Genomic DNA, 12,538 nt, shown 5'->3' with positions numbered 1-12,538 from the left:
CTGAAAAAGCAGGTTATGCTAAATAGTGTTAGGCGGATGTTTTAGCCTGTTATAAATCGAGGTTTGAATAGCATTAATTGCTAAAGGAGAATAATCATGAATAAGACAGCTGCAATCATTTCTGCCTGTGCGTTTACTTTTGCCCTGAGCGCCTGTTCTGGTAACAACTACGTCATGCACACCAACGATGGTCGTTCCATCGTTTCGGAAGGGAAACCGACAACCGATAACGATACCGGGATGATTTCATACAAAGATGCTAACGGGAACAAGCAGCAGATCAACCGCACGGACGTGAAAGAGATGAAAGAGATCGAGCATTAACAGATCGATAAGCAAAAAAAAGCACCGCAAATTGGCGGTGCTACATTAATCACTATGGACAGACAGGGTAAATGTACAGGAAGTGAAAAATTGGTAGCGTTGCTACCGTGGTCTGAATCGCAGACCAATTGCAAACACAACAACACAACATCACAACCGTAAGCCAAAAGCCCTTCAGAACACGCATTCCGAAAAAAGCTCTTCGTTCCGGCTCAGGAAGTGCCGCCACTATAGGTATTTGCTGGTAGTTCCTCAACGGACAAATTATAATGGCTCAGATAAAAAAAACTAATAGGTTAAACGTTGTTTCCTGTTTGTTAAAATCCGTTAACATCTAAGCCAGATAACCATGTCAAAGCGATTGCCACCCCTCAATGCATTACGTGTTTTTGATGCAGCAGCACGTCACCTGAGCTTTACCCGCGCAGCAGATGAGCTTTTTGTGACACAGGCCGCAGTAAGTCACCAAATCAAGTCTCTGGAGGATTTTCTGGGCCTTAAGCTGTTTCGCCGACGCAACCGTTCGTTGCTGTTAACCGAAGAGGGGCAGAGCTATTTTCAGGATATTAAAGAGATTTTTTCCCAGCTAACTGAAGCCACGCGCAAGCTTCAGGCCCGCAGTGCAAAAGGTGCCCTGACCGTCAGTTTATTGCCCAGTTTTGCCATTCAATGGCTGGTGCCGAGACTCTCAAGCTTTAACTCAGCTTATCCGGGGATCGACGTTCGAATCCAGGCAGTAGATCGTCAGGAAGACAAGCTGGCCGATGATGTGGACGTCGCTATTTTTTATGGTCGCGGTAACTGGCCGGGCTTGCGCGTCGAGAAATTATACGCAGAATATCTCCTGCCGGTCTGTTCTCCGCTGCTGTTAACGGGCGACAAGGCGCTGAAATCACCCGCTGACCTGGCTAAGCATACGCTTTTGCATGATGCTTCTCGCCGCGACTGGCAAACTTATACCCGTCAATTAGGTCTTACTCATATAAACGTGCAGCAGGGACCCATTTTTAGCCACAGTGCGATGGTGTTACAGGCTGCCATTCACGGACAGGGCGTGGCGTTGGCGAACAACGTGATGGCGCAGTCCGAAATTGAGGCAGGCCGTCTGGTTTGCCCTTTTAATGATGTACTGGTCAGCAAGAATGCGTTTTATCTGGTTTGTCATGACAGTCAGGCAGAACTGGGTAAAATAGCCGCTTTCCGGCAGTGGATACTGGCGAAGGCGGCAAGCGAGCAAGAAAAATTCCGCTTCAGGTATGAACAATAACGTTTGTGTGCCGGGCACGCATCAATTCAGGACTTAAACATGACCAGCCGATTCATGCTGATTTTTGCCGCGGTGAGTGGCTTTATTTTTGTTGCACTGGGCGCTTTTGGCGCACATGTTTTAAGCAAATCTTTGGGCGCAGTAGAGATGGGCTGGATCCAGACCGGCCTTGAATATCAGGCGTTCCATACGTTGGCTATTTTTGGGCTGGCGGTGGCGATGCAGCGCCGTATTAGCATCTGGTTTTACTGGAGCAGCGTCTTTCTGGCGCTGGGCACGGTGCTTTTCAGCGGCAGCCTTTACTGTCTGGCACTTTCGCATTTACGCCTGTGGGCGTTTGTTACACCTGTCGGCGGCGTCAGCTTCCTGGCGGGTTGGGTATTAATGTTTATCGGAGCTATCCGTCTGAAACGCAAGGGCGTTGTTCATGAATAAGGTTGTTTTATATTGTCGCCCGGGGTTTGAGAAAGAGTGCGCCGCGGAAATTACCGATAAAGCGGCGAAGCGCGAAGTCTTCGGCTTTGCCCGCGTTAAAGAGAACGCAGGCTATGTGGTATTCGAATGCTATCAGCCTGAAGATGCAGATAAGCTGGCGCGCGAACTGCCGTTCAGCTCATTGATCTTCGCCCGCCAGATGTTTGTTGCGGGCGAGCTGCTGAAGGATCTTCCGCCGGAAGATCGCATCACGCCAATCGTCGGCATGCTGCAGGGCGTGGTGGAGAAGGGCGGCGATCTGCGCGTTGAAGTCGCGGATACCAACGAAAGCAAAGAGCTGATGAAGTTCTGCCGCAAGTTTACCGTGCCGCTGCGCGCGGCGCTGCGCGATGCGGGCGTGTTGACGAACTACGAAACGCCGAAGCGTCCGGTGGTGCATATCTTCTTTATTGCGCCGGGCTGCTGCTATACAGGCTACTCGTATACCACCAACAACTCTCCATTCTTTATGGGCATCCCGCGTCTGCGCTTCCCGGCCGATGCGCCAAGCCGATCCACCCTGAAGCTGGAAGAGGCATTCCACGTCTTTATCCCGGCGGATGAGTGGGATGAGCGTCTGGCAAACGGCATGTACGCCGTCGATCTCGGCGCGTGCCCGGGCGGCTGGACCTATCAGCTGGTGAAACGCAATATGTGGGTTTCCTCTGTCGATAACGGCCCTATGGCGCAAAGCCTGATGGACACCGGGCAGGTTACCTGGCTGCGTGAAGACGGCTTCCGCTATCGCCCGAACCGTAACAACATCTCGTGGATGGTGTGCGATATGGTTGAGAAACCGGCAAAAGTGGCCGCGCTGATGGCCTCCTGGCTGGTGAACGGCTGGTGTCGCGAGACCATTTTCAACCTCAAGCTGCCGATGAAAAAGCGCTACGAGGAAGTGTCGCAGAACCTGGCCTATATTCAGGAGCAGATGGACGAACACGGTATTAACGTGGTCATTCAGGCGCGTCAGCTGTATCACGATCGTGAAGAGGTGACGGTGCATGTTCGTCGCTGGTGGGCGGCCGTGGGTGGGCGTCGCGACGAGCGATAGTGCGTGCTTTGTTTTGCCCGGTGGCGCTGCGCTTACCGGGCCTACAAAACCGTATAGTCGTTTTAGCGTTCTAACCGCAACTGCTGTAAATTCCCGTCTAGCTGCAAATCTGTCTGTAGCGTCGCCACATCCCGGCAGATAAACGCCATCTCTTTATGCGCTTCCAGCTTTTTGCGCCATTTTTCCGGTACCTCATCCAGCCTGGTGTATATCCCCTCCAGGCTCTGAAAATCCGTCAGCAGCTGGGCGGCACTCTTCGGCCCTATGCCCGCCACACCCGGTACCTTCGAGCTACTTATCCCCGCCAGACCCCAGTAGTCGGGCAGCTGCTCAGGCGAGACGCCAAACTCACCGGCGATGAAGGGGGCGTCAAGCCAGCGTTTCTGGAAGTAATCGCGGATACGGATCGTGGGAGAGAGGAGCTGACAGTAGCCTTTATCGGTTGAGACGATTGTCGCCTGATGCCCGGCGCTGGCAATCTTTACCGCAAGCGTAGCCGCCAGGTCGTCAGCCTCATTGCCGTGCGCGCCCCAGCAGGGGACACCGCGTTGTTCAAAGGCGGCGCGGATAACGGGCATTTCGGCATGCAGGTCGTCCGGCATCGGCGCACGTCCTGCCTTATAGTCCGGGAGGCGCTGATGCCGCCAGCCGCTGTTGCGCGCTTCGTCATCAAACACGGCCACGGCATGCGTCGGTTCGCTGTGGCGAATGAGTTGCTCCAGCGCGTGCAGGCAGGTGTCCTTACAGGGCGTGCCCTGTACCGCATGGATCCGGCGAATCAGGTTGAGCGCGTCGACGATAAGCAAATGAACAGCCACAGATAATCTCCCTAAAATCTAATGGGTAAAGGGTATCATTGTCGGCAGGAGGAAACGAATAGCGTGAGGAAAAACAGGAAGAAGCCTCGCAAAACGAGGCTTCCTGAGAGGCTTAATCGCAGGTAACGATCTTCATTGCCAGGCCGCCGCGAGAGGTTTCGCGGTATTTGGCGTTCATATCCTTACCGGTTTCGTACATGGTTTCGATAACCTTATCGAGACAGACGCGCGGCTCGCTGGTGCGGCGCAGCGCCATACGCGCCGCGTTCACCGCCTTCACGGAGGCAATCGCGTTACGCTCGATGCACGGTACCTGTACCTGTCCGGCTACCGGGTCACAGGTCAGCCCCAGGTTGTGCTCCATGCCGATTTCGGCCGCGATGCACACCTGCGCTGGACTTGCGCCCAGGAGCTCTGCCAGACCCGCCGCCGCCATGGAGCATGCCACGCCGACTTCACCCTGACAGCCCACTTCCGCACCGGAAATGGACGCGTTCATCTTATAAAGCGAACCAATCGCGCTGGCGACCAGCAGGTAGCGCGCCAGAGAGTTCGCGTTTACTTCGCGGATAAACTTGTCGTAGTACGCCAGCACTGCCGGAACAATGCCGCAGGCACCGTTGGTCGGTGCTGTCACAACGCGGCCGCCTGCGGCGTTCTCTTCGTTCACCGCCAGGGCGAACATGTTGATCCAGTCCACAACGGCCATCGGGTCCGTGGTCGTTTTGTCGGTGCTGACCAGCATACGGCGCAGTGCAGCCGCACGACGCGGCACGCGAAGCTTGCCCGGCAGAACGCCTTCGGTGGTGATGCCGCGCTCAATACCGCCGCGCATCACTTCCCAGACGCTGGTGAAGTGCTGTTCCAGCTCTTCTTTACTGTGCAGGGCCAGCTCGTTTTTCATCATCAGGCCGGAGAGGGACAGGCCCGTCTCCTGGCAGTGACGCTGGAGGTCCGCCGCCGTTTTGTACGGATATGGCACCTCGACGGACGAGGTATTGGTTTGACCAAAGTGGTCTTCGTCGACGATAAAACCGCCGCCGATAGAGTAGTAAGTCTGGCTGTATACCGCTTTGTCGCCGGCCAGCGCGGTGATACGCATACCGTTTTCGTGCAGCGACAGGTTGTCCGCATGGAAATTCATGCAGTGGTCAACCGGGAATTCCACTTCGTGTTCGCCGTTTGCCAGCAGCAGGCGACCGTGGGTATTGACGTCCTGGATGAAGCCAGGGATCGCATCAATATCAACGGTATCCGGCAGGTTTCCCGCCAGGCCCATGATAATGGCGATATCGGTATGGTGGCCTTTCCCGGTCAGGGAAAGCGAGCCGTACACATCGACAACCACGCGGGTGATGTCGTGCAGGATGCCGCGTGCAATCAAGTCATCCGTGAACTGCTTACCGGCTTTCATTGGTCCGACGGTGTGAGAGCTGGAAGGACCAATACCGATTTTGAAGATATCGAATACGCTAATCATGATGCGTCCATTGCTTTCAGTCAGAGAGGTAGGAGTGCGCCGTCCGGGGACGGCGCGGGTGATAATCAGAACATGGTGTACAGGGAGTAGAAGATCGCAGAGATAGCGATAAGCCCCATGATAACCACAAAGACGTTGCTGACATGGCCGCTGTACTTACGCATAGCAGGGACTTTCTGAATCGCGTACATCGGCATCAGGAACAGAATCATCGCGATGATCGGGCCGCCCAGGGTTTCAATCATGCCCAGGATGCTTGGGTTCAGCGTTGCTACCGCCCAGGTGGTAAGCAGCATGAACAGCGCAGTGATTTTGTTCAGCTTGTTGATTTCAATGCTCTTGCCTTTACCGCGCAGAGATTTAATCACCATACCGTTGAAGCCTTCACGCGCGCCCAGATAGTGGCCGAGGAAGGATTTGGTGATAGCGATAATCGCGATGATAGGAGCCATCCATGCAATAACCGGTGCGTTAAAGTGGTTCGCCAGGTAAGACAGAATAGAGATGTTCTGCTCTTTCGCTGCCGCCAGATCCGCCGGAGAGAGGCTCAGTACGCAGCTGAAGACGAAGAACATAACGGTCAGTACCATCATGATGTGAGCGCGTGCCAGGATGCTGGAGCACTTCTTCTCTGCGCCATTACCGTACTCTTCACGTTTCGCAACGGCGAAGGAAGAGATGATTGGGGAGTGGTTGAAGGAGAAGACCATCACCGGAATTGCCAGCCAGAGGGTCATCAGCAGGCCGTTGCCGGTTGCAGATGCGCTGCTCAGGGACAGGGTTTCCAGCGCTGCACCGTTCCACTGTGGGATCAGGTAGCAGGCCAGCACCATCAGTGCAATCACGAACGGGAACACCAGTACGCTCATCGCTTTCACGATCATCTGCTCACCGAAGCGTACGATGGTCATCATGCCCACAATCAGGATCAGAGAAAGAATGGCACGCGGAGGCGGCGTCATGTGCAGCTGGTGCGCCATGAAGCTTTCTACGGTGTTGGTGATCGCCACGCTGTAAACCAGCAGGATTGGGTAAATTGCGAAGAAGTAGAGCAGGGTAATCAGTTTACCAGCGCCAACGCCGAAATGTTCTTCAACAACTTCAGTGATGTCTTCGCCCGGATTTTTACCGGACAGCACGAAGCGGGTCAGACCGCGGTGTGCGAAGAAGGTCATCGGGAAAGCAATGATAGCCATAATGATCAGCGGGATCAGACCGCCGACGCCTGCGTTGATAGGAAGGAACAGTACACCAGCGCCGATTGCTGTGCCGTAAAGGCCAAGCATCCACATGGTATCCGTTTTGCGCCAACCACTTCGGGATTCAATCGAAGCAACGGTGCTGGTTTGAGTGGTTTCCATCTGTATCTCCTGGAGGAAGCGAATTGTCAGGTTTTTTAGTCAAATCCGATGAAAAAGTGCCTGACGGTAATATGAAATTCGTTCAGTGACGGTTTTTTAATAATTTTCGCCCGTAACTATTGGCGGGCGGAAAGATACATTCTCGTTATGAATCTATCAGTGATCCCGATCCCAAATGCAATAATCCACTTATGATGTGGGCATCTTTAGACCATTTATCTGTTAAAAAAACATCAAAGAGAATTTACGGGCGCGAAGGCTACCACTAACGACATGTGGGCTGAAAGACAGACCCGTGATATAGGTGTCTTTGGCTGTAAAGAAATGGGTTTTTAGTATTTTCTGGCAGGTAATTTGGATTAAGGCTGATAATTTACGGTTGTTAAAACTAGGCAATCGTTTGCTTTTGTGAAAAAATTGTAAAAGACATAAGTGATGCCTATGAATTGCTTCAGTAATAAAAAAAGCCGGGACGCGCGACAGGGCGGCCCGGCTTTGATGAGACGCTGCTAAGCGCTATGTGCAGATTTCGTAGCAAGGAATATAGGCTGAGCCCGGGAGCTTCATGCGGTGCTGAGCGACGAAGCCCTGCAGCATGTCATCCATACGGCGCATCATCTCCGGGTCGCCGTGAATCTTGTACGGACCGTACTGCTCAATTGCGCGGATGCCGACTTCTTTGACGTTGCCCGCCACAATCCCGGAAAAGGCGCGACGCAGATCGGCCGCCAGGACTTCCACCGGCTGGTCCGGGTAGAGTTTCAGGTTCGCCATATTCTCGTGCGAAGGCTCAAACGGGATCTGCAGGTCCGGCGCAATACGGATGGACCAGTTAAAGCTGTAGGCATCGCCAGTATCACGGCGGTTCTCTTTCACCAGCGGCATCGTTTTTTTCATCTGACGCGCCACTTCCGCGGCATCATCAATGATGATGCGATAGTGACGACGCGCGGCTTCGCCCAGCGTGTGCACGATAAACTCGTCCAGCACGCGGAAGTAGTCTGCGCTCTCTTTTGGCCCGGTCAGGATCAACGGCAGAACCTGATCTTTGTTGGCCGGGTTCATCAGAATCCCCAGCAGATAGAGCAGCTCTTCCGCTGTCCCTACGCCGCCCGGGAAGATGATAATGCCGTGGGCGATACGGACAAACGCCTCAAGACGTTTCTCGATATCCGGCATGATGATCAGCTCGTTTACCAGCGGGTTAGGTGGCTCAGCGGCGATGATAGACGGCTCGGTCATGCCGATAAACCGCCCCTCTTTATAACGCTGCTGCGCGTGCCCGACCGCCGCACCTTTCATGGGGGCTTCCATCGCACCCGGGCCACAGCCGGTACAGATATTCAGCTCGCGCAGGCCGAGCTGCGTCCCCACCCGACGGGCATAGAGATACTCGGTTTCGTTAATGGAGTGACCGCCCCAGCAAACGACCATGTTCGGGGCTTCGCCGACGTGCAGGGCGCGGGCGTTGCGCAAAATAGAGAACACCAGGTTGGTAATATGGACCGAGCTTTCCAGGTCGAGATGCTGGAAACGTCCTGCGTTGTGGATCTGCCCGTTAACAAACAGGATGTCACGCAGCACGGCAAACAGGTTAGCCTGAAGTGAACGAATGATGCGCCCGTCGACGAAGGCGTCTTCCGGCGGGTTGATGACTTCAAGCTTCACGCCACGCTCGCGGCGCAGCACGTTGATATCAAAGCTTTCGAAGCGGGACAGCAGTTCTTTACTGTTATCTGTCAGGCTTCCGGAGTTCAGTACGGCAAGTGAACAGTTACGAAACAGTTGATAAAGATCGCTGCTGGCCGTGCGTTTAAGCATGTCCACTTCCAGCTGCGACAACATATCCATTGAGCCAAGCGGGCTAATATGTGTAATCAAGTGAGCTCCTTACGGGACGATTATCGTCTTTCCCTGTTGATTACAATAGCCCTGCCGCGTGACGTTTCACAACCTAAAGCGCGGAAGATACCGCGCATATTGTGAAAATATTTATATTACTGGCGTACCAGCCGACCTGTCGCAGGTACAAATTCGGTATTGGTCCGCCACGGGTTGATATCCAGACCGCCGCGTCGGGTATAGCGCGCGTAAACGCTCAGCTTTTCTGGCTGACAGAAACGCTGAATATCGCTAAAGATGCGCTCCACGCACTGCTCGTGGAATTCGTTGTGATGGCGGAACGACACCAGATAGCGCAGCAGCTTTTCCCGGTCGATTTTCGGGCCGCGGTACTGGATCTGCACTGAACCCCAGTCCGGCTGGTGGGTAATCAGGCAGTTGGACTTCAGCAGATGGCTGACCAGTGTCTCTTCGACCACCTTTCCGCTTGCCGCGTTTTCGAGGTAATCGGCGCTGAATTCATAGTTCTTCACCTCGATATCCTGATCGTCGATGCAGGTTCCGTTGAAGTGGGCAATTGGCTGGCCCTCCAGCTCGTGCAGGCGATACAGTGAAACGCTCACCTTGCCCTGCGCGCAGGCGCTTAAGTCGCGCTCCAGCGTGTGCTGAACGTCGTCCCAGCTGTTGAACGTAGTCTGGTTAAAGCTGTTGAGATAGAGCTTGAAGCTTTTGGATTCCACAAGATTCTGGCTGGCGTAATCCAGCTCAACGTGGCCCACCGCCACCTGCGGCAGCCCGCGCGCGTTGAGCCACGAGAGTTCGTACAGCGTCCAGATATCACCGCCGATAAACGGCAGCGCGTCCGCATGCAGGCCCAGAGGATCGCGATTCAGGCTGCGCGGCACGCCCTGCAGCAGGCTTGCATCGTAGGTATCGCGGTAGTCGGTCGATTTACCCAGCGTTAAGCCGGTTAACGCCTGATGATTTTCGTAAGACATGTTTCATAGCCACTTTACAGGTACACTTATGCCCTGAGTTTATCCTGTCTGACAAGAAGAGAGAAATCGGTGGACATCGAAACGGCAAATGCCCTTACTACCTTCACAACCCGCTATTGCGACGCATGGCATGAAAAGCAGGGCACGTGGCCGCAAAGCGCTGATTTATATGGCGTACCCTCGCCGTGCATTATCTCTTCATCCGACGATTACGTTATCTGGCAACCAAAGCCCAATGCCGGTGCGCAAAATGTAAATGCGGTTGAACGGGCGATGGACATTGTGGTACAACCAGCAGTTCATGCGTTTTACGCCACGCAGTTTGCAGGGGATATGCCCGCGCGATTTGCTGATATCGCGCTGACGCTGTTGCAGACCTGGAGCGAAGACGATCTGCAGCGTGTTCAGGAAAACCTGATTGGTCATCTGGTCACGCAAAAACGCCTTAAGCTTTCTCCGACGCTCTTTATCGCCACGCTCGACAGCGAACTGGACGTTATCTCCGTCTGTAACCTGTCCGGCGAAGTCATTAAAGAGACTATCGGCACCCGCAATCGCGAGACCCTCGCCCCCTCACTTGCGGATTTCCTTACCCGACTTGAGCCACTTCTGTAATCCATGATGCTACAGCGAGTGTGAGAGATCTCTTACACGGTTTGTGAGAGATCGCTGGAACATTCAGTATCGCCTCATTTAATTAAGATTAATATCACGCTGTTTTTCAATGGATTACTTGTTGTTAACCGCACTTTTAGGAATATCTGACGGCTTACAACCCTGACAGGGTGGGTTGTAAGACGAAGCGGAATAGCGGATTCTATCTCCGTCGACAGGAAGCCGACACGAGAAACGAACATCAGGATGATGGCGTTTCTTACTCAGGACTCGTCAGGATGGCGCTGCAGGAAGGCTTCAGGATGAAGCAAGTGGATAACGCAGGATGCGTAAGGGACACCTCCAGGAAGGAGAATGAGAACCGGTCAGGATGGTCGGTGGGTCAGGAAGACCAGGACGTTTCAGGATGAAACAAACACGTCAGGATGATGTGTGCAGGATGCACAGGTTTACGGATGACCAGGCCTTCGGGCTTCAGGAAAAGTTGTCACGGATGAGCAGGGAGCACGAATTGTAGCTGGAATGCTGCGAAACGAACCGGGAGCACTGTTTTTACAGTGCTCCCTTTTTTTATTTCTGCCTTCCGCAATGCTATGCTGCGCGCCGTTCACTTTTTCAGTTGAGGTTACCATGACGCAACACGATAGCGTTCGTGCTCAGTTGCACGCCATCGAAGCCCTTTTGCGCCAACATCAGCTGTGGCAGGAGACCGCGCCGCAGCCAGATGCGTTCGCAAGCACCCAGCCCTTCTGCCTGGATACGCTGGCCCCGTTTGAGTGGCTGCAGTGGGTGTTAATTCCGCGCATGCACGCCCTGCTTGAGGGCGGTCACCCGCTGCCGCAGGCATTTGCTGTCTCTCCCTATTATGAAATGGCGCTGGAGGCGACGCACCCCGCGCGCGACGTGATGCTGGCCGAACTGGAAAAACTGGACTCCCTGTTTGCCGGTGAAGATGCATGACGCTTGAGATCCTCTATCAGGACGAGTGGCTGGTGGCGGTGAACAAACCGTCAGGCTGGCTGGTGCACCGAAGCTGGCTCGATCGCGACGAGAAAGTGGTGGTGATGCAAACGGTACGCGACCAGATTGGTCAGCATGTTTTTACCGCCCATCGTCTCGACAGGCCGACCTCCGGCGTGCTGCTGATGGGGCTGTCCAGCGAAGCCGGCCGTCTGCTGTCGCAGCAGTTCGAACAGCACCAGATCCAGAAACGCTACCACGCAATCGTCCGCGGCTGGCTGACCGACTCCGCCACGCTGGACTACCCGCTGGTGGAGGAGCTGGACAAAATCGCCGATAAATTTGCCCGCGATGACAAAGGCCCACAGCCCGCAGTGACGGATTATCGCGGCATGGCAACGACCGAAATGCCGGTGGCCACCAGCAAATTTCCGACCACACGCTACAGCCTGGTTGAGCTGTTGCCCAAAACCGGGCGTAAGCACCAGCTGCGACGCCATCTTGCGCATCTGCGTCACCCAATTATTGGCGACAGCAAACATGGGGATCTGCGTCAGAACCGCAGCGCGGCCGAGCATTTCGGCTGCGGCCGTCTGATGTTACACGCGAGCGAGCTCAGTCTGACGCACCCGTTTACCGGTGAACCGCTGACTATCCACGCGGGGCTGGACGACGTCTGGATGCAGGCGCTGTCACAGTTTGGCTGGCTGGGGCAACTCCCCAAAAATGAAAGGGTTGAGTTTGTATCGGGCAACGTTCAGGATGAACGGTAAGCGCATTCATTATGGGAAAATTACATGGCTGAAGTAGGCATTTTTGTCGGCACAATGTACGGCAACTCGCTGCTGGTAGCGGAAGAGGCTGAGGCAATACTCGCCAGCCAGGGTCATAAAGCCACGGTCTACGAAGACCCGGAACTGGCGGACTGGGAAAAGTATAAAGATAAATACATTCTGGTGGTGACCTCCACCACCGGGCAGGGCGATCTGCCGGACAGCATTGTGCCCCTGTTCCAGGGTATTAAGGACCAGCTTGGCTATCAGCCGGACGTGCACTACGGCATCATTGCCCTGGGCGACAGCTCTTACGCCAACTTCTGCGGCGGCGGAAAGCAGTTCGATGCGCTTCTGCAGGAGCAGAGCGCCCAGCGCGTCGGCGAGATGCTGCTGATTGACGCGGGTGAACACCCTGAACCCGAAAGCGAATCGAACCCGTGGGTGGAGAACTGGGCCTCACTTCTCAAATAACGCTCTGCCCGGCGGCGCTTCGCTTGCCCGGGCCTACGGGTTTTCCAGAGGCCGGGTCAGGCGGAGCCGCCACCCGGCAATACACCCCGCACCAAACG

General features: G+C 54.6%; 13 protein-coding genes. 8 read left to right on the top strand and 5 right to left on the bottom strand.

Annotated elements, in window-relative coordinates; genetic code table 11:
- Window positions 1-96 precede the first annotated feature (96 nt).
- The 4 genes from ACWHWP_RS18810 to rlmM all read left to right on the top strand — a co-directional run bounded on the left by ACWHWP_RS18810 (window position 97) and on the right by rlmM (window position 3,119).
- Window positions 97-324, top strand: a complete 228-nt coding sequence (locus ACWHWP_RS18810) for a YgdI/YgdR family lipoprotein (RefSeq protein ID WP_008499648.1) — start codon at window positions 97-99, stop codon at window positions 322-324.
- 349 nt (window positions 325-673) lie between these two features.
- Window positions 674-1,591 (top strand): glycine cleavage system transcriptional regulator GcvA, encoded by a 918-nt coding sequence (gcvA, locus tag ACWHWP_RS18805; RefSeq protein ID WP_047347998.1) that lies wholly within the window; start codon window positions 674-676, stop codon window positions 1,589-1,591.
- A 39-nt stretch (window positions 1,592-1,630) separates the two neighbouring features.
- The gene (locus ACWHWP_RS18800; RefSeq protein WP_008499646.1) at window positions 1,631-2,026 is read left to right on the top strand and encodes a DUF423 domain-containing protein; all 396 of its coding nucleotides are present in this window, start codon (window positions 1,631-1,633) and stop codon (window positions 2,024-2,026) included.
- Window positions 2,019-3,119 carry a 23S rRNA (cytidine(2498)-2'-O)-methyltransferase RlmM gene (gene rlmM / locus ACWHWP_RS18795; RefSeq protein WP_047347999.1) on the top strand — a complete coding sequence of 367 codons (1,101 nt, stop codon included), beginning with the start codon at window positions 2,019-2,021 and terminating at the stop codon, window positions 3,117-3,119. Before ACWHWP_RS18800 ends, rlmM begins: the two co-directional genes overlap by 8 nt.
- A 62-nt stretch (window positions 3,120-3,181) precedes the next feature.
- On the opposite strand, the gene xni is transcribed toward rlmM, so the two are convergent.
- The 5 genes from xni to queF form a co-directional block, all read right to left on the bottom strand.
- Window positions 3,182-3,937, bottom strand: coding sequence for a flap endonuclease Xni (xni, locus tag ACWHWP_RS18790; RefSeq protein ID WP_059311723.1), 756 nt, complete (start codon window positions 3,935-3,937; stop codon window positions 3,182-3,184).
- A gap of 112 nt (window positions 3,938-4,049) precedes the next feature.
- Entirely contained in the window at window positions 4,050-5,417 is a 1,368-nt protein-coding gene (locus tag ACWHWP_RS18785; RefSeq protein ID WP_059311724.1) for an L-serine ammonia-lyase, read from the bottom strand.
- A gap of 65 nt (window positions 5,418-5,482) precedes the next feature.
- The gene (locus tag ACWHWP_RS18780; protein WP_047348002.1) at window positions 5,483-6,778 is read right to left on the bottom strand and encodes an HAAAP family serine/threonine permease; all 1,296 of its coding nucleotides are present in this window, start codon (window positions 6,776-6,778) and stop codon (window positions 5,483-5,485) included.
- A 516-nt stretch (window positions 6,779-7,294) separates the two neighbouring features.
- Window positions 7,295-8,659 (bottom strand): nucleotide 5'-monophosphate nucleosidase PpnN, encoded by a 1,365-nt coding sequence (gene ppnN, locus ACWHWP_RS18775; RefSeq protein WP_447856146.1) that lies wholly within the window; start codon window positions 8,657-8,659, stop codon window positions 7,295-7,297.
- Window positions 8,660-8,775: 116 nt separating this feature from the next.
- Window positions 8,776-9,618 carry an NADPH-dependent 7-cyano-7-deazaguanine reductase QueF gene (gene queF, locus ACWHWP_RS18770; RefSeq protein WP_447856145.1) on the bottom strand — a complete coding sequence of 281 codons (843 nt, stop codon included), beginning with the start codon at window positions 9,616-9,618 and terminating at the stop codon, window positions 8,776-8,778.
- 69 nt (window positions 9,619-9,687) lie between these two features.
- Here queF and syd point away from each other — a divergent pair, with 69 nt between their 5' ends.
- The 4 genes from syd to ACWHWP_RS18750 all read left to right on the top strand — a co-directional run bounded on the left by syd (window position 9,688) and on the right by ACWHWP_RS18750 (window position 12,440).
- Complete coding sequence (gene syd / locus ACWHWP_RS18765; RefSeq protein WP_447856144.1) at window positions 9,688-10,233, top strand: SecY-interacting protein; 546 nt, start codon at window positions 9,688-9,690, stop codon at window positions 10,231-10,233.
- Between the two features lie 630 nt (window positions 10,234-10,863).
- The gene (locus ACWHWP_RS18760; protein ID WP_059311758.1) at window positions 10,864-11,193 is read left to right on the top strand and encodes a YqcC family protein; all 330 of its coding nucleotides are present in this window, start codon (window positions 10,864-10,866) and stop codon (window positions 11,191-11,193) included.
- Window positions 11,190-11,966 carry a tRNA pseudouridine(65) synthase TruC gene (truC, locus tag ACWHWP_RS18755; RefSeq protein ID WP_059311728.1) on the top strand — a complete coding sequence of 259 codons (777 nt, stop codon included), beginning with the start codon at window positions 11,190-11,192 and terminating at the stop codon, window positions 11,964-11,966. Before ACWHWP_RS18760 ends, truC begins: the two co-directional genes overlap by 4 nt.
- Window positions 11,967-11,990: 24 nt before the next feature.
- Window positions 11,991-12,440 (top strand): flavodoxin, encoded by a 450-nt coding sequence (locus ACWHWP_RS18750; protein WP_023294459.1) that lies wholly within the window; start codon window positions 11,991-11,993, stop codon window positions 12,438-12,440.
- The last annotated feature ends 98 nt before the right edge of the window (window positions 12,441-12,538 follow it).

Source organism: Enterobacter sp. WI-ESBL-E8 (genome assembly GCF_053364895.1).
This window is presented reverse-complemented; position numbering and strand designations above follow the sequence as displayed.